This is a genomic window from Streptomyces sp. NPDC051020 (assembly GCF_040683105.1).
In the GTDB taxonomy this organism is placed as follows: domain Bacteria; phylum Actinomycetota; class Actinomycetes; order Streptomycetales; family Streptomycetaceae; genus Streptomyces.
Genome location: NZ_JBFBCG010000013.1, coordinates 71,783 through 88,043, shown reverse-complemented (window position 1 = coordinate 88,043; position 16,261 = coordinate 71,783). Strand labels below are relative to the sequence as shown.

General features: G+C 71.0%; 13 protein-coding genes. 6 read left to right on the top strand and 7 right to left on the bottom strand.

Annotated features, from left to right (window positions below):
* Positions 1 to 56: 56 nt before the first annotated feature.
* The gene (locus AB0N06_RS10120) at positions 57 to 1,100 is read right to left on the bottom strand and encodes an iron-siderophore ABC transporter substrate-binding protein (protein ID WP_366134230.1); all 1,044 of its coding nucleotides are present in this window, start codon (positions 1,098 to 1,100) and stop codon (positions 57 to 59) included.
* A 203-nt stretch (positions 1,101 to 1,303) separates the two neighbouring features.
* On the opposite strand from AB0N06_RS10120, the gene AB0N06_RS10115 reads away from it, so the two are divergent.
* Positions 1,304 to 2,635: a hypothetical protein gene (locus tag AB0N06_RS10115; RefSeq protein ID WP_366134229.1), complete on the top strand. Its 1,332-nt coding sequence runs from the start codon at positions 1,304 to 1,306 to the stop codon at positions 2,633 to 2,635.
* A gap of 401 nt (positions 2,636 to 3,036) precedes the next feature.
* Here the strand turns inward: AB0N06_RS10115 and AB0N06_RS10110 are convergent, their stop codons facing one another.
* Genes AB0N06_RS10110 through AB0N06_RS10100 form a run of 3 tightly spaced genes read right to left on the bottom strand, consistent with a single transcriptional unit; the run spans position 3,037 to position 5,980 of the window.
* A complete protein-coding gene (locus tag AB0N06_RS10110; protein ID WP_366134228.1) occupies positions 3,037 to 3,984 on the bottom strand; it encodes a 3-oxoacyl-ACP reductase in 948 nt (315 codons plus the stop codon).
* 34 nt (positions 3,985 to 4,018) lie between these two features.
* Positions 4,019 to 5,095, bottom strand: coding sequence for a Zn-dependent alcohol dehydrogenase (locus AB0N06_RS10105; RefSeq protein ID WP_366134227.1), 1,077 nt, complete (start codon positions 5,093 to 5,095; stop codon positions 4,019 to 4,021).
* 30 nt (positions 5,096 to 5,125) lie between these two features.
* Positions 5,126 to 5,980, bottom strand: coding sequence for a MaoC/PaaZ C-terminal domain-containing protein (locus AB0N06_RS10100; protein WP_366134226.1), 855 nt, complete (start codon positions 5,978 to 5,980; stop codon positions 5,126 to 5,128).
* A 308-nt stretch (positions 5,981 to 6,288) separates the two neighbouring features.
* Between AB0N06_RS10100 and AB0N06_RS10095 the strand changes: the two genes are divergently transcribed.
* From AB0N06_RS10095 to AB0N06_RS10080, 4 genes are read left to right on the top strand one after another with little or no spacing between them, the layout of a single operon-like run.
* Complete coding sequence (locus AB0N06_RS10095) at positions 6,289 to 7,239, top strand: ABC transporter ATP-binding protein (protein ID WP_366134225.1); 951 nt, start codon at positions 6,289 to 6,291, stop codon at positions 7,237 to 7,239.
* Positions 7,239 to 7,961, top strand: coding sequence for an ABC transporter permease (locus AB0N06_RS10090; RefSeq protein ID WP_366134224.1), 723 nt, complete (start codon positions 7,239 to 7,241; stop codon positions 7,959 to 7,961). Before AB0N06_RS10095 ends, AB0N06_RS10090 begins: the two co-directional genes overlap by 1 nt.
* A gap of 11 nt (positions 7,962 to 7,972) precedes the next feature.
* Positions 7,973 to 9,175, top strand: coding sequence for a histidine kinase (locus tag AB0N06_RS10085; RefSeq protein WP_366134223.1), 1,203 nt, complete (start codon positions 7,973 to 7,975; stop codon positions 9,173 to 9,175).
* A 5-nt stretch (positions 9,176 to 9,180) separates the two neighbouring features.
* Positions 9,181 to 9,813, top strand: coding sequence for a response regulator transcription factor (locus AB0N06_RS10080; protein ID WP_366134255.1), 633 nt, complete (start codon positions 9,181 to 9,183; stop codon positions 9,811 to 9,813).
* Between the two features lie 49 nt (positions 9,814 to 9,862).
* On the opposite strand, the gene AB0N06_RS10075 is transcribed toward AB0N06_RS10080, so the two are convergent.
* The 3 genes from AB0N06_RS10075 to AB0N06_RS10065 are packed head-to-tail and all read right to left on the bottom strand — an operon-like array spanning position 9,863 to position 14,819.
* Positions 9,863 to 11,371: an MFS transporter gene (locus AB0N06_RS10075; RefSeq protein ID WP_366134222.1), complete on the bottom strand. Its 1,509-nt coding sequence runs from the start codon at positions 11,369 to 11,371 to the stop codon at positions 9,863 to 9,865.
* 59 nt (positions 11,372 to 11,430) lie between these two features.
* Entirely contained in the window at positions 11,431 to 12,627 is a 1,197-nt protein-coding gene (locus tag AB0N06_RS10070; protein ID WP_366134221.1) for a lipid-transfer protein, read from the bottom strand.
* 17 nt (positions 12,628 to 12,644) lie between these two features.
* The gene (locus tag AB0N06_RS10065; protein WP_366134220.1) at positions 12,645 to 14,819 is read right to left on the bottom strand and encodes an acyl-CoA dehydrogenase; all 2,175 of its coding nucleotides are present in this window, start codon (positions 14,817 to 14,819) and stop codon (positions 12,645 to 12,647) included.
* A gap of 317 nt (positions 14,820 to 15,136) precedes the next feature.
* Between AB0N06_RS10065 and AB0N06_RS10060 the strand changes: the two genes are divergently transcribed.
* Complete coding sequence (locus tag AB0N06_RS10060) at positions 15,137 to 16,213, top strand: ATP-binding protein (protein ID WP_366134219.1); 1,077 nt, start codon at positions 15,137 to 15,139, stop codon at positions 16,211 to 16,213.
* The last annotated feature ends 48 nt before the right edge of the window (positions 16,214 to 16,261 follow it).

Genomic DNA, 16,261 nt, shown 5'->3' with positions numbered 1-16,261 from the left:
GTGAAGGCCGGGCGACAGTCGGTTACGTATCGTGACGCGCAGTTCTGCCCGGCCGGCTACTTGACCAGGTCGGCGCGGAGGTCGTCGAGGACCAGGTTCGCCGCGGTGACGCCGAGGCCGAGGTACCAGGTCTCGTCCGGGACGTCCTTCGCCCGGCCCTCCTTGACCGCCTTCAGGTTCTTCCACAGCGGGTTGGACTGTGCGGTGTCGCGCTTGGTCGCCTTCGGGTCGCCGTAGACGCCGGTGAAGATCCAGTCGGCGTCCGCCTCGTCGATCTTCTCGGGGCTGATCTCGGTGGCGAGGTCGTTGATCTGCTGGTTCTTGGGCCGCGGCAGACCTGCGTCCTCAAGGATCGTGCCGATGAACGACGCCTTCGCGTAGAGGCGGATCCGGTCCGGCAGGTAGCGGACCATGGAGATGGTCGGCTTGTCGGGGCCGATGTCCTTGCCGAGCTCGGCGGCCTTCTTCTCGTACGCGTCGAGCTGGCTCTTCGCCTTGGCCGTCTTGTCCAGCGCCGCGGCGTTGAGAAGGTAGTTCTCCTTCCAGGTGAAGCCCGGACGGATGGAGAACACGGTCGGCGCGATCTTGGAGAGCTGGTCGTACTTGTCGGCGGCGCGCAGCTGGCTGCCGAGGATCAGGTCCGGCTTCAGGCCCGCGATCGCCTCGAGGTTGAGGTTGTTGATCGTGCCCACGTTCTTCGGGTTGCCCGCGTCCTTCTTCAGGTACGAGGGAATGGCCTCGTCACCCTCGGAGGGGGCGTAGCCGACGGGCTTCACACCCAGCGAGACGACGTTGTCGAACTCGCCGACGTCCAGCACGACGACCCGCTTCGGGGCGGACTCGAGCTCGGTCCTGCCCATGGCGTGGGTGAGGGTCCGGGGGAACTGGCCCGCCGCGGCGTCCGTCCCGTACCCGGCCGTTTTCTTCGCCGCGTCGGCGAAGTCCTTGCCGCCCGTCGCCACGGCTGCCTTCTTGTCGCCGCCGGCGGACTTGGCCGAGTCGCCCGCCTTTGCGCTGTCGTCGCTGCCGCAGGCGGAGAGAGCGAGGGCGGCGGCCACTGTCAGGCCGACCGCTGCGGTGCTGCGGCGTCGTATGGACATCACGTGGTCACTTGCTCCAGTTGAGGGAGTCACAGGATTACTTAGGGATGCCTAACCTTAGCCGCACGCTCCGTCAGAAGCACACCGCCCCCTCGCCCTCAGCCGAATCCGGGCATCACCATCCTTATGTGTGAAGTGGCGGGTCACGTGTTGTTCGGCAGGAAGTGCGAAAACTAGCTTCGGTTGCCGGAGGTGACGAGCCCATGACTGCCTGCGCCATCGAGGGTGAGACGGCCGGGGCCGCCGCGACGGCGGATCCCGCGCCCGGACAAGTGGAAGAACCCGGGGGCCGGGACGAGCCGGAGGAGCGGGGCGGGCTCATCGAGCCCGGCGAGCGGGGCGAGTCCGGTGCGCCTCATGTCCCCGACGGGCCCGGCGAGTCCGTCGGGCCGGGCCGAGCTGCCGCCGCCGGGACCGGCACGTTCACCATCACCGCCGACGGCTCGTACGCGGCGCGGCTCACGCTCGCCGGGCAGGCGCCGGACGCCGCCTGGTTCCCCGAGCGCTGGACGCTCGACGGGCACGAGCCGTACGCCGTACCGCTCCCCCTCAACCAGCCCGAGGAGCCGGACTCCGAGGTGCTGCCGCTCGCCGACGGGCGGGTGTTGATCCGGCGGCGGGTGGCGGACCGGCACGCCTTCTCCCTGCTCTACCCGACGGGCCCCGGCACCGGCGAACTGCCCCTCGGCACCATCGAGTGCGCCGACGACACGCCCCTGACCCTGTTGCCGCCGTCGCCGGACGGTGCGAGCGCGTACGCACTGTCCGTCGGTGAACGCTCCACCGCCGTCTGGCTCGTGGCGGGCGGGGCGTTCGGGCCGAGACGGGTGGCCGAGGTGCCTGGACGATGCTCCGGCGGCGTCTGGCTGAACCGGGCGGGGCGGATGCTGGCCCTGGACCGGGAGCCTGTGGGCGGCGGTCCGGTGAAGGCGGTCGCCGTGGATCTGGACCGGGGCGGCGAGGTGTCGCCGCTGCTGCAGATCACGCCGGACAGCAACGACCGTCTGCTGCTCGCCGATACGGACAGCGGGCTGCTGCTGATCCGTTCCGATGCGCCGGGCCAGGACCGGCTCGGCTGGGGGGTGCTCGGCAGCTGTCTGCCGGTGCGCTTCCCGGAGTGTCTGCATCCGGCAGATGTCGCGGTGACGCCGTTCGCCGTACAGCCCGGGCAGATGCTGATGCCGGAGAACTGTGCGGTGGCGCTGCGGATCGACGGGGCGGCCGGCAGCTGGGTCGGGGTATGGCGTCCGGCGGGGCGCAGGCTGCACCAACTGGCCGCACCGGAAGGGTGGTTGGCCGGGGCCGGGGTGTTGACCCAGGACGGCTTCCTCAAGCTCCCGTACGCCGGCCGGGACGTGCCGTGCGGGGTGGCCCTGCTGCAGGCACCGGAGGGCGGGGGACGCGGCGCCGGGCCTGCGTGGACGGCGGCCACGGAAAGCGGCATGCAACCGTCCGCGGCTGCCACGCCTCTTCCCGTGTGCAAGCCGGTTCCACTGGGCCAGGCGCCGCTCGTGGGGCGCACGGCACCTGGTTAAATTCTGGACCGGGGCCAGGGGGCACCCCTACTAGCCGATGGGCACGGTTGCCGACGGTGACCGTGTCGGCTGGTGGTGGCGCAATGGTCCCGGTGACACACACGCAAGCGATCACAACGGGGGACTTCCCACATGTCTGAAGCCCGAACCGACACGACCCAGACGCGCCCGCAGGGGGCGGACGCCGCACGGGCCGACGCCGACGGCTCCGGAAAGCACCGAGGGGGGGTGTCGATGGAGAGCACGGACGGACAGCCGCACGGTCGCCACCGGCGCCCCGCCGAGGGGGGCAGCCGAGCGGCCTGACCGCAGCAGAAATCAACGAGGGAACGAGTGGAGGAAGGGCCTCCGCAGCGCTGTTCGGCTGCGGAGGCCCTTCCTTGTGTGCTGCCGCCCGGAGGTCAGCCCCGCTTCAGTCCCAGTACCTCCGCCGCCGCGAACGTCTCGTGCGGCGGACGCTCCGCGTAGTACGGAGAGATCAGTTCGTCCAGCTCGCCGAAGGAGAACGTCTCCTTGGACGAGTCGAACTTCGCAGCCACCCGGGGGCGTTCGACGATCGCGACCATCCCGCCGTGCACCACGAGCAGCTGGCCGTTGACCTTGGCGGCCGCCGGCGAAGCCAGATAGCCGACCAGCGGGGAGACGTGTTCGGGGGCCAGCGCGTCGAGCCGGCCGTCCGTCGGCTCCTCGAATCCCGCGAAGACGTCCTCCGTCATCCGGGTGCGGGCCCGCGGGCAGATGGCGTTGGCGGTGACGCCGTACTTGGCCAGGGCCAGGGCCGTCGAGGTGGTGAGGCCGACGATGCCGCCCTTGGCCGCCGCATAGTTCGGCTGGCCCGCCGAGCCCGCCAGGAACGCTTCCGACGAGGTGTTGATGATCCGGCCGTAGACCGGGCCGCCGGACTCCTTGGAGAGCGCGCGCCAGTGGGCCGCGGCAAAGTGCGTGGTGTTGAAGTGGCCCTTGAGATGCACCCGGATGACGGAGTCCCACTCGTCCTCGGTCATAGAGAAGACCATCCGGTCGCGCAGAATGCCCGCGTTGTTGACCAGGATGTCGAGCGTGCCGTACGTGCTGACGGCCAGCTCCACCAGGGCGCGGGCCTGCTCGTGGTCGGAGACGTCGCCGAGGTGGGCGACGGCCCTGCCGCCCGCCGCACGGATCTCCTCGGCGACCTCCTCGGCGGGGGTCGCGGACGCCTCGCCGGAGCCGTCGCGGCCCGGCTGCCCGTAGTCGTTGACGACGACGGCCGCGCCGAGCCCCGCCAGCTCCAGCGCTTCGGCGCGCCCGAGGCCGCGGCCCGCGCCCGTGACGATCGCGGACAGCCCGTCCAGGGGAAGGGGTTGTGACATCGGAATCCCGGAGTCCTCTCGGAAGCGGCGGTGGTCAGAGTTCGATGCAGGTACGGAGCGCCTCGCCGGTCCTCATCTGGCCGAGGGCGTCGTTGATCTCGGCCAGCTGAACCCGGTGGGTGATCATCGATTCGAGGTCGATCCGGCCCGCCCGCCAGAGCGCGATGGCCCGTTCGTAGGAGCGGAGCACGTCCCCTCCCCCGTACATCGAGGGCAGGATCCGCTTCTCGTCGAAGAACAGCTCGAACATGTTGACCTGGAAGTGATCGTCCATCGCGCCCGCGCCGACGATGCAGAGCGTGCCGCCGCGCCGGGTGTTCTCGTACGCCGTGCGGGCCGTCGCCGACTTGCCGACGACCTCGAAGACGTAGTCGAAGCCCTCGCCGCCGGTGATCCGCTGCTTGGCGTCGGCGAACTCGTCGGGCGGGACCGCCTCGGTCGCGCCGAACCGGAGTGCCGCCTCGCGCCGGGACGCGACCGGGTCGACGGCGACGATCTGAGCGGCGCCCTGGACCCTGGCCCCCTGGATGGTGGAGATACCGACGCCGCCGCAGCCGATCACAGCGACCGACGAACCTGCCTGCACCTGCGCGGTGTTGATCGCGGCGCCGAGTCCGGTGGTCACCCCGCAGCCGATCAGTGCGGCGATCTCGAACGGCACGTCATCGGGGATCGGCACCGCGCAGCCCGCGTCGACGACGACCTCCTCGGTGAAGGTGCCGGTCCCTGCGAAGCCGAACACATCGCCGCCGGGGCGCTTGAAGTTGGGCGTGCCCGCGTTCATGAACCCGGCCAGGCAGAGCTGTGTCTGGCCGCGCCGGCAGGCGGGACACGCCCCACAGGCGGGCAGCCAGCAGACCAGCACCCGGTCCCCCGCGCTCAGTCCGGTCACGCCGTCGCCTGCGTCGAGGACCTCGCCGGCGCCCTCGTGGCCCGGGATGAAGGGGGCGGGCTGCGGCAGCACGCCGCTCATGGCCGAGACGTCGGAGTGGCACAGCCCGGTGGCCCGGATGCGGAGCTTGACCTTGCCGGGGCCGAAGCCCACCGCCTCGACGTCGTCGAGGACTTCCAGTTTGTCCTGACCTATCTCGTGCAGTACGGCTGCGCGCATGGTGCGGCTCCCCTCAGGTCGTTGCGTGATTCAGAAGTGTTCGACGAGCGTGTCGGCCAGGACCGGCGCGTCGTCCCGCTCGGCGGCGGTCACGGCCACCTGGACGCGGCCGTCCCCGGCCCACATCCGGATGCGGAGGGTCTCGCCCGGGAAGACCACCCCGGCGAAACGGGTGCTGTATGCGCCGATCCGGGCCACATCACCGTCGAGCAGCGTGTCGGCCACGGCCTTGAGCGTCATGCCGTAGGTGCACAGACCGTGCAGGATCGGCCGGTCGAAGCCGGCCAGCTCGGCGAACTCGGGGTCGGCGTGCAGCGGGTTCCAGTCCCCGGAGAGCCGGTAGAGCAGCGCCTGGTCCTTCCGGATGGTCCGCTCGACCACCCGGTCGGGTGCCCGGTCGGGGAGCGCGAGCCGCTCGGACGGGCCGCGCTCGCCGCCGAAGCCGCCCTCGCCGCGGACGAAGATCTGGGCGTCGTTGGTCCACAGCGGGCCGTCGTCGTCGGCGGCCTCGGTGCGCAGGACGAGGACGGCCGCCTTGCCCTTGTCGTACACGGCGGCGACCTTCGATGTCTGCACGGCCCTGCCCTTCACCGGGATCGGCCGGTGCACCCGTACGGTCTGTCCGCCGTGGAGCACGGCGGCGAGGTCGACGTCGATCCCGGGCGAGGACAATCCGCCGACGACACCCATGCCGGCGCCCGCGACGGTGGCGAAGCTGGGCAGGACATGGAGCCGGGACTCCAGGGTGTAGCGCAGCTCGTCCGGGTCCGTGGCGGGGATGCCCGCGCCGAGTCCGAGGTGGTAGAGCTGGATGTCCTTGTGGTCCCAGCCGATCTCTGCGGTCCGGGGGTCGGCGGCGATCGCCTTTTGGGCATCAATGGGCATGGGGGAGCTGCTCCTTGATGGTGGGAAGACCTCGGCACGGCCGTCCGCACCGTCGGCCGCACCGAGGTCGTGCGGGACCGGCCGCCACGCCTGTTCTAGAACGCGTTCTAGCCGGTTGGCCCTATGTATAACGCAGCTCCCAGCAGTTGTGAAGACTGCTGACGTCTCGTCAGAGACACTGGCTGGGAAGGCGATCAGGCGCACGCCGAGGCCGTTCAGGCGCCCACCCGGGCCATGACATTTGTCATCGCGGAGTCCGTACAAGCGCGTCTGCCGGAGTGCGGGCCCAGCTCCGTACCGTCAGTTCCATGGAAAAGACAACGGGGAGCGGGCCTGCGGTCGTCTTCACCGGGGCAGTCAAGACCTTCGGCCGGGCGGAGCGGACCGTACGGGCCGTCGACGGAATCGATCTGACCGTCGAGCGCGGCGAGACCGTCGCACTGCTCGGCCGCAACGGCGCGGGCAAGTCCACCGCCATCAGCCTGCTGCTCGGTCTGAACGAGCCGGACTCGGGCGCTGTGCAGCTGCTCGGCTCCACCCCCGAGCGGGCGATACGGGACGGCCGGGTCGGCGCCATGCTGCAGGACGGGCGGCCGATCCCCCGGGTCACCGTCCGCGAACTGATCAAGTTCGTCGCCTCCACCTACCCCAGCCCGATGCCGGTCCCCGAATCGCTGGCCCTGGCGGGTGTCTCCGCGTACGCCGACCGGCGCATCGACAAGCTCTCCGGCGGGCAGATCCAGCGCGTCCGGTTCGCCGTCGCACTCGCCGGCAACCCGGAGCTGATCGTCCTGGACGAGCCGACCGCCGCCCTGGACGTCGAGGCCCGGCGGGCGTTCTGGGACTCCATGCGCGCCTACGCCCGGCGCGGCAACACGGTCCTCTTCTCCACGCACTACCTGGAGGAGGCCGACGAGAACGCCGACCGGATCGTCGTCATCGACCGGGGCCGGATCGTCGCGGACGGGAGCGCCGACACGATCAGGGGATCGGCCGGCAGCAGTCTCGTCTCCTTCGACCTGGCGGGCCGGCCGACCGCGGGCCTGGAGCTGCTGCCCGGCGTCGTCACCGTGGAGGTGTCCGGGGACCGGGCGCTGCTACGCACCGACGATTCGGACGCCACCGTCATGGAGTTGGCCCGCCTCGGCGCGATCCGTGGACTCCAGGTCTCCCGGGCCACGCTGGAGGACGCGTTCCTCGCCCTCACCGCACCGACCGCAGCAGCACCCGCAACCGATTCCGAGAGGGAGACCCTGTGATGTTCCGATACGTCGTGCTCGAAGTGCGCAGGACCCTGCGTGACGGCTTCTTCCTGATCTTCGGGACCGGGATGCCGGTGGTGATGTATCTGCTCTTCACCAACATCGGCGGGGGTGAGGGCGTCGACGGCTGGAAGACGGCCTCGATGGTCGGCATGGCCGCGTACGGTGCGCTGGGCTCCGCCATGTCGATCGGTACGGGGGTCGCTTCCGACAAGGAGCTCGGCTGGCTTCAACAGCTGCGGGTCACCCCGCTCGCCCCTTCCCGGGCGGTCGTGGGCCGGGCGATCAGCGGTTCGGTGACCGTCCTGCCGACGATCGTGACGGTGCTGCTGGCCGGCGGACTGCTCAACGGCGTGCGGCTGGACGCCTGGCAGTGGATCGCACTGGCACTGCTGCTGTGGATCGGCGCGCTGCCGTTCACCCTGCTCGGCCTCGGCAACGGCTACCGGCTCACCCCGCAGGGCACCGGGGTCGTCAACGTGGCCTGTCTGATGGGCCTCGCGATCGTCGGCGGGCTGTGGTTCCCGCTGGACCTGCTTCCCGAATGGCTGCGTTCCATCGGCAGGTTCACGCCCGCCCACCGGTTCGCCGACCTGGGCTGGGCGACCACCGGCGGCCACGCACCCTCCCTGGGGACGATCACCGTGCTCGGCGGATGGCTCCTGCTGTTCGGTGCGTACGCCGTCGTCTCGTACCGTCGGTCCGCGAGGACCGTGTGACAGGAGCGATCATGTCCCGGAACAGATCAGGAACGTGGCGGGAACGCCGCAGGCGGCACCGCGAGGAGGGGCGCCCCGGCCCGCCCGGACCGTACTCGCTGCTGCCCTGGCTGCTGATGGGACTCGGCGGCTTCTCCAACCTCTTCCAGGGGCGGGCCTCGAACCCCTGGATCGGCGGTCTCGGGCTTCTTGTCTTCAACTCCCTTTACATCAACGTGGTGTTCCGGGGGTTCGACAAGAAGAGGCGCGAGAGCCCCGTGTCGTACGTGCTGCTCGCCGTGATGGCCCTCGTCACGTTCGGGCTGGCGATCGGCTACGGCGGCACCTGGCTGCTGTTCTTCCCCCTGCTCTCGCTGGCCTGCGGCGTCATCCTGCGCCACCGCCAGCTGATGCTCGGCCTGTTGGGCCTCGCAGCCGTTGCCAGTTTCGTCGCCGTCTGGCGCGGGGACAACGCCTCGGACCCGTGGACCATCGGATACGGCACCTTCATCTCGGGTGCGGTGACCGCCGCGCTCCTCACCCTGTCGGAGACCGTGATGGAACTGCGGGCCACCCGGCAGGAACTGGCCCGCACCGCCGTGGAGAAGGAACGGCTCCGCTTCTCCCGCGATCTGCATGATCTGCTGGGACACACGATCTCGGTGATCGTCGTCAAGTCGGAGGCCGCGCGCCGGCTCGCGCCACGCGACATGGACGCGGCGCTGGCCCAGGTCGCCGACATCGAGTCCGTCGGCCGGCAGGCCCTCACCGAGATCCGGGAAGCGGTCACCGGCTACCGCGAAGGGAGCCTGGCCACCGAACTCGACCGGGCCAGGTCCGCGTTGACCGCCGCCGGGATCGAATCGGTGGTCCGCCGCTCGGGACCGCCGCTCACCCCACAGGCGGAGGTGCTGCTGGGCTGGGTGGTGCGGGAGACGGTGACCAACGTCGTACGCCACAGCGCCGCGACCACCTGTTCGTTCCTCGTCGAGGGCACGGCCGAACGCGTCCGGCTGACCGTCACCGACGACGGCCGCGGACCGGCGGGCCCGCCGCCCGCGCCCGGCATCGGCGGCACCGGCCTGAAGGGCCTCACCGAACGAATCGCCGCGGCGGGAGGCTCGCTCACCGCGGGCCCCGGGCCGGGCGGCGGGTTCGTGGTCGGCGCGGAGCTGCCGGTGGACACAGTGGACGCCGCCGGAAGTCCCGCCTCACCCCCTACGCTGGGCCGGTGAACGAGATGCCCCGAGATCAGCGGCCGCACACGTCCGTCAGGGTTCTGCTCGCCGAGGACCAGGGCATGATGCGCGGCGCGCTCGCCCTGCTGCTCGGGCTCGAACCGGACATCGAGGTCGTGGCCCAGGTCGGCGCCGGGGACGAGATCGTGGACGCCGCGCTGCTGTCCCGACCCGATGTGGCACTCCTCGACATCGAACTCCCGGGCCGCAGCGGACTGGACGCCGCCGCCGACCTGCGCGAGGAGGTGCCGGACTGCCGGGTGCTGATCCTCACCACCTTCGGGCGGCCCGGCTATCTGCGCCGCGCGATGGAGGCGGGCGCGGCGGGGTTCCTGGTCAAGGACGGCCCGGTCGAGGAGCTCGCGGCGGCGATCCGCCGGGTGCTGACCGGCGAGACCGTCATCGACCCCGCCCTCGCCGCGGCCGCCCTGAGTGCGGGCCCCAACCCGCTCACGGCGCGGGAACGGGACGTGCTGAACGCGTCGGTGGACGGGGCGACGGTCTCCGACATCGCGGCGAAGCTGCATCTGTCCGAGTCGACGGTACGTAACTACCTGTCGTCGGCGATCGGGAAGACAGGGACGCGGAACCGCATGGAGGCGGTGCGGGCGGCGCGGCAGCAGGGCTGGCTGTAGGCGGTGCTCGCAGGAGGGGCACCGGGCGTGGCCGGCGCCCCGGCCGGTCTCAATCGCCGGACGGGCTCGACATGCCCGACGGGCTCGACGCGCGGGACGGAGTCGACGGGCTCGGCGTGGCCGACGGACCATGCATTGCGGAGCGCGACGAGCGGTGGCGCGGCAGCCACAGGGCCATCAGCAGCAGTCCGCCCAGCAGGACCGTGCCGGCTGTCCGGAACGCCAGCGCGAACCCCGCGGTCAGCTCCTCCGCCCCGGTGCCGCCCCCGGTCCGTGCCGCCGCGACCGTGGAGAGCACGGCGAGACCCAGAGCACCGCCCATCGTGCGCGAGGTGTTGACCAGCCCGGAGACCAGACCGGCGTCCCCGGGCGCCGCGCCCGAGGTGGCGAGGGAGGCGAGCGGGGTGGACGCGAACCCCGCACCGGCCATCATCAGGATGCCGGGCCCGCAGATCGACGTGAGATACGAGCCGTCCGCGCCCATCGTGGACTGCCAGCCGAAACCTGTGGCGGTGATCGCCAGACCGATCAGGACGAGGTTCTTCGCGCCGACCCGTGCCATGATCCGCGGCGCGAACGTCGAGCCGAGCACGACCGCCAACGAGGTGGGCAGCAGGGCCAATCCGGCCTGCATCGGCGTGTAGTCCAGCACCGACTGCGCGTACACGGTCATGAAGTACCACATCGAGAACGTCGCGGACCCCATCACGATCATCGCCACGTTCGCCGCCGCCACCGCCCGTGTGCCCAGCACCCGGAGCGGCATCAGCGGCACCGCCGTCCGCGCCTCCACCAGGACGAAGAGGGCCAGCAGCGCCACCCCGCCGAGCAGTGGCACCAGGGTGGCCGCGGCCGTCCAGCCCTCCTGCTCGGTCTGCACGATGCCGTACGAGACCATGGCCAGCCCCACCGTGACGAGCACCGCGCCCAGCAGGTCGATACGGTGCCGCCCGCCCGCCCGGCTCTCGGCGAGCCAGACCGTGGCGCCGATCAGGACGAGCACGCCGAACGGCACATTGATCAGCAGGACCCAGCGCCAGGAGAGGAGGTCGGTGAGCACCCCGCCGACCAGCCCGCCGGCCGCGCCGCCTCCGGCGCCGACGGCCATCCACGTACCGATCGCCCTGGTCCTGGCCGGGCCCTCGGGAACCGCCGCGGTGAGAAGCGTGAGGGTCGCGGGAGACAGCACGGCGGCACCGAGCCCCTGCGCGGCGCGGGCGGCGAGCAGCTGCCAGCCCTCCTGGGCGAACCCGCCGGCGAGCGAGGCGGCGGTGAACAGGCCGAGCCCGACCAGGAACATCCGCTTGCGGCCGTATATGTCGGCGGCGCGCCCGCCGAGGAGCATGAACCCGGCGAACGCGATCGCGTAGGCGTTGAGGACCCACTGCAACTGACTGGCACTCAGCCCCAGGTCGGACCGCATGGACGGCAGTGCCACATTGACGACGGACACATCGAGGATGACGAGGAACTGGCCGGTGCAGGCGGCGAGCACCACCGCCCAGGTGCGGGAATTCTGCCGGATCTGCAGGGGCGTGGGCGTCGTGACGTCAACCATGAGGGTCATACTCTCAGGCGCCCTGCGCCCCGTACATCGGTATATGGCCGGACACCCGGCTACTCCTGTCGGCGCAGGAGCGTGACGACCGCCGCGCCGCCGAGCCCGATGTTGTGGGCGAGTCCGACCCGGGCCCCGGGCACCTGCCGGAGGCCCGCCTCGCCACGCAGCTGCCAGGTGAGTTCGGCGGCCTGGGCGATGCCGGTGGCGCCGAGCGGGTGGCCCTTGGAGATCAGGCCACCGGACGGGTTGACCACCCAGCGGCCGCCGTAGGTGGTGGCCCCGGACTCGACGAGCTTGCCGGACTCGCCCTCCCCGCACAGGCCGAGCGCCTCGTAGGTGAGGAGTTCGTTGATGGAGAAGCAGTCGTGCAGCTCGATGACGTCGAGGTCCGCGGCCGAGAGCCCCGAGGTGTCGTACACCTGCCGGGCGGCGGCGCGGGACATGGGCAGTCCGACGGCGTCGATGCAGGTGCCGGTGGCGAACGACTCTCCGGTGTCGGTCGTCATGGCCTGGGCGGCGATCTCGACGGCCCGGTCCTCCAGCCCGTGGCTCCCGACGAATCGTTCCGACACGACGACGGCTGCGGCCGCCCCGTCGGAGGTGGGCGAGCACTGGAGCTTGGTCAGCGGACGGTGGATGGTCCTGGCGGCGAGGATCTCGTCGACCGTGTACGCGTCCTGGAACTGGGCGTACGGGTTGTTCACCGAGTGCCGGTGGTTCTTGGCGCCGACCGCCGCGAGCTGCGCCTCGGTCGTCCCGTACCGCTCCATGTGTTCGCGGGCCGCGTTGCCGAAGATCTGGGCGGTGGGCGGGGACATCTCGAAGCCGTGGGCGGCGGCCATGATCCCGTAGTGCCGGGCGACGGGCGAGGTCCTGAAGTCCGCTCCGCCGTCGGACCCGCTCCCCAGCGACCCGCGCGTCATCTTCTCGAAGCCGAGCGCGAGGACGCAGTCGCTGATGCCGCCCTCGACGAACTGCCGGGCCAGCATCAGCGCGGTGGAGCCGGTGGCGCAGTTGTTGTTGACGTTGTAGACGGGTACGCCGGTCAGTCCGAGCTCGTACGCGGCGCGCTGGCCGGCCGTGGAGGCCTGGAAGCAGTAGCCGACGGGAACCTGCTGCACCTCCTCGTAGGCGACCGAGGCGTCGGCGAGCGCGGCGTTCCCCGCCTCCTTCGCCATGTCCCAGTACTGCCAGTCGCGTGTCTCCGGCTTCTCGAACTTCGTCATCCCGACACCGACGATGTACGCCTTCATGGAGAGGTCACGTCCCTTCAGTCACGCGGGAGGCCGAGAATGCGCTCGGCGACGACATTGAGCTGAACCTGGGTGGTGCCGCCCGCGATGGTCAGGCAGCGGGACATCAGAAATCCGTGCAGAGCGCGCTCCCCGGGACCTTCCGCGGTCGCGCCCACCGGTCCGAGCAGTTCCAGGGCGAGTTCGGCGACCTTCTGCTGGTGGGTGGTCTGGACGAGCTTGCGTACCGAGGCTCCGGCGCCCGGCTCCAGTCCGGACACCTGCTGCAGAGTGGTCCGCAGTCCGATGCAGGCGAGCGCGTGCGCCTCGGCGGCGAGGGCGCCGATCCGCGCCCGGTAGGTGCCGTCGAGCTCGCCGGAGCGGGCGATGAGCGCTTCCAGTCCGGTGTCGAAGGTCATCTGGTCGGCCATGTGGACGCGTTCGTTGCCGAGGGTGTTGCGGGCGACCCGCCAGCCGTCGCCCACATCGCCGACGACGGCGTCGGCGGGCAGCAGGACGTCGTCGAAGTACACCTCGTTGAAGAGGGAGTCGCCGGTGATCTCCTTCAGCGGGCGGATGTCGATGCCTTCGGTGTTCTTCATGTCGACGAGGAAGTAGCTGAGCCCCTGGTGCTTGGGGGCGTCCGGGTCGGTCCTGGCGAGCAGGATGCCGTGATCGGCCCACTGGGCGGCGCTCGTCCAGACCTTCTGGCCGTTGATCCGCCAGCCCTCGGCGGTCCGCTCGGCCTTCGTGCGCAGCGAGGCGAGGTCGGAGCCGGCGCCGGGCTCGGAGAACAACTGGCACCAGAGGAGTTCGCCGCGCAGGGTGGGCATGAGGTAGCGATCCTGCTGGTCCGGTGTCCCGTACGCGAGGAGCGACGGCACCACCCAGGTGGCGATCCCCAGGTCGCTCACCCTCACTCCCTGCTCCTTCAACTCCTGCTGCACGGCGAGCTGGTGGAGGGGTCCGGCGTCCAGACCGTAGGGGGCGGGCAGATGCGGGGCGGCGTGGCCGGTCGGGGCGAGGACGCGGCGGGCGGCCTTCGGGTCGAGCCCCTGAGCGGCGGCGACGGCCTCGCGCGCCTCGGCGCGATGGCGGTCGGCCTCGGCCGGAAGTTCGAGGGCGAGTTCGCGGCGCGCTCCGCCCTCGGCCAGCCGAAGGGCCCGCAGCCGGTGGGCGTCCCCCGCCCCCAGCAACTGCCGGGCCACGAGCGCCCGGCGCAGATGGAGGTGGGCGTCGTGCTCCCAGGTGAAGCCGATGCCGCCGAGGACCTGGATGCAGTCCTTGGCGCAGCTGTACGCGGCGTCGAGCGCGGTGCCCGCGGCGAGGGCGGCGACCAGTCCCCGTACCTCCGGGGCTTCGTCCGCCGCGCGGGCGGCGTCCCACACCAGGGCGCGGGCCTGTTCGACGCGGACGAGCATGTCGGCGCAGAGATGCTTGATGCCCTGGAACTGCCCGATGGGACGACCGAACTGTTCGCGGACCCTGGCGTGCGCGGCGGCGGTGTCCAGCGCCCGGGAGGCGGTGCCGCACGCTTCGGCGGCGAGGAGGACGGCGGCGCGATCACGGACGGCCGCGGAATCGATCCGTACGGCACGGTTCGCGGGTACGACTACGCCGTCGGCCCGGACCTCGGCGGTGGGGCGGGTCGGGTCGGCGCCGCGGTGCGGGCGCACGGTGAGCCCCTCGGCGGCGGTGTCGACGGCGAACCAGCGGGTGCCGGCGGCCGATTCGGCGGGGAGCAGGAGCAGGTCGGCGTCGGCACCGGAGAGCACGGGTGGAGCCGTGCCGTCGAGAAGGTGACCGTCCTCGCCCTCCACGACGGTGAGGGTGCCGGGGCCGAGGGCGACGGCGCCGATGCGGGTACCGGCGGCGAGGGCGCCCAGCAGCTCGCTCCCGCCCGCGTCGCCCAGCACCGCCGAGGCGAGCGCGTTCGCCAGGTACGGGCCCGGGAGCGCGGCCCGCCCCGCCTCCTCAAGAACCACGGCGAGGTCGAGGAGTGTGCCGCCTGCTCCGCCGTGCTCCTCGGGCAGATGGATGCCGAGCAGCCCCTGCTCGCCGAGACCGTCCCAGTAGCCGGGGCGCACGCCGGGTGCGGAAGGGGCGCTCGCGTCGAGGAGCTTGCGGATCTCGTCCGGGGGCACGGCGCGCGCCAGCCACCCCCGTACGGCCTGCGCCAACTCCCTCTGTTCCTGGGTGATTCCGATGCCCATGTACGGATCCTCGCCGGTCGCGGCCACTGGAACGCCGACAGAGTAGAACACGTTTCAATCTGACGGAAGGTCAGATCCCTGTACGGTTCGCCGGACGTGGATACGCGGATGGTGTCCTGTCCACGTGAACCTGGCGAATTCCAAGTCAACATTGCGAGGGATGTGGCGAGTTCCACAGCAACCTTGCGAATCGGATGGCCGTTAGGTCGGCATGGTCCACGAGTTACACGTCGTGGACGGCGGGGTTGCCGGCCCTCCGCTCGATGGGTTCGCCCGTTCGGCGTCTTCGACGCCCACGCAGAAGCCGAAAGGTGGCTATGAGCCCGCGCCGCAGAACACGGCCCGCCACACCACAACAGGCCCCGTCCGACAGCCCGCTGACGACACGCGAGGGATGGCGCCGATTCATCGAGCACGCCCCGGCGCCACCGGTCCTGAAGACCGCAGCAGAACGGGCCGCACTCACCCCTCACGAACAGTTACTCGAAGACGAACTCCGGCGCGAATACCACGCCGACCTGCCGCTGGTGAACACTCCCACGATCCGCAAGGCGATCGCCACGTCCCGGCTGCTCGTCCAGCTCAACCGCAGGCAGGTCTCCGCCCGTCGCGGCGTCATCATCAGTGGCGCCTCCGGCACAGGAAAGACCACCGCCCTGTCACAACTCGGGCGCACGCACGAACTCGCCGTCCGCAAACGCTTCCCGAACGACCGCGGCCGACTGCCCGTCCTCTACGCCACGGTCCCACCGGCCGCCACACCGAAGATGCTCGCCATGGAATTCGCCCGCTTCTACGGCCTGGACTTCCCCAGCCGGGCCAACATCACCGACGTCGTCAACTCGGTCTGCACCACCGCCGCACACACGCACGTCGACCTCGTCCTGATCGACGAAATCCACAACCTCAGCCTCGCCACCCGCACCGGCGCCGAAGCTTCCGACCAGCTGAAGTACTTTGCCGAGCGGCTGCCCGCCACGTTCATTTACGCAGGCATCGACGTCGAAGACCGCGGGCTGTTCGCAGGCACCCGCGGACGCCAGATCGCCGGACGGTTCACCGTCATCTCCGCCACCCCGTTCTCTTACGCCCCCGGCGCAGACCGCGATGACTGGCAGGCCTTGGTCGAAACCCTGGAATCCACACTGCGGCTGCACCACCACCGCTCCGGAACACTTGCCGGTCTGAGCGCGTACCTCTACCACCGCACAGGCGGCACGATCGGCACCCTGTCTCAACTGATTCGCGGAGCCGCCGTCTTGGCCATGGAGGACGGCAGTGAGTGCATCACTCAGGACCTCCTCGAAACCGTTCCCATCGACCATGCCGCCGAGCTCTCGGAAAAGCTCACCGCCCCTGCACAGCCCGGCAAACGCAAGAGGCAAGCCGCCTGATGGCCGCTCTCCGTCTGCGCCCGACCGGCTAGCTGGAAGCCGCTGGAA

Excerpts from the sequence above, each read along its gene's own strand:
- AB0N06_RS10120 (WP_366134230.1), bottom strand. The coding sequence starts at position 1,100 with ATGTCCATACGACGCCGCAGCACCGCAGCGGTCGGCCTGACAGTGGCC.
- AB0N06_RS10115 (WP_366134229.1), top strand. The coding sequence starts at position 1,304 with ATGACTGCCTGCGCCATCGAGGGTGAGACGGCCGGGGCCGCCGCGACG.
- AB0N06_RS10110 (WP_366134228.1), bottom strand. The coding sequence starts at position 3,984 with ATGTCACAACCCCTTCCCCTGGACGGGCTGTCCGCGATCGTCACGGGC.
- AB0N06_RS10105 (WP_366134227.1), bottom strand. The coding sequence starts at position 5,095 with ATGCGCGCAGCCGTACTGCACGAGATAGGTCAGGACAAACTGGAAGTC.
- AB0N06_RS10100 (WP_366134226.1), bottom strand. The coding sequence starts at position 5,980 with ATGCCCATTGATGCCCAAAAGGCGATCGCCGCCGACCCCCGGACCGCA.
- AB0N06_RS10095 (WP_366134225.1), top strand. The coding sequence starts at position 6,289 with ATGGAAAAGACAACGGGGAGCGGGCCTGCGGTCGTCTTCACCGGGGCA.
- AB0N06_RS10090 (WP_366134224.1), top strand. The coding sequence starts at position 7,239 with ATGTTCCGATACGTCGTGCTCGAAGTGCGCAGGACCCTGCGTGACGGC.
- AB0N06_RS10085 (WP_366134223.1), top strand. The coding sequence starts at position 7,973 with ATGTCCCGGAACAGATCAGGAACGTGGCGGGAACGCCGCAGGCGGCAC.
- AB0N06_RS10080 (WP_366134255.1), top strand. The coding sequence starts at position 9,181 with ATGCCCCGAGATCAGCGGCCGCACACGTCCGTCAGGGTTCTGCTCGCC.
- AB0N06_RS10075 (WP_366134222.1), bottom strand. The coding sequence starts at position 11,371 with ATGGTTGACGTCACGACGCCCACGCCCCTGCAGATCCGGCAGAATTCC.
- AB0N06_RS10070 (WP_366134221.1), bottom strand. The coding sequence starts at position 12,627 with ATGAAGGCGTACATCGTCGGTGTCGGGATGACGAAGTTCGAGAAGCCG.
- AB0N06_RS10065 (WP_366134220.1), bottom strand. The coding sequence starts at position 14,819 with ATGGGCATCGGAATCACCCAGGAACAGAGGGAGTTGGCGCAGGCCGTA.
- AB0N06_RS10060 (WP_366134219.1), top strand. The coding sequence starts at position 15,137 with ATGAGCCCGCGCCGCAGAACACGGCCCGCCACACCACAACAGGCCCCG.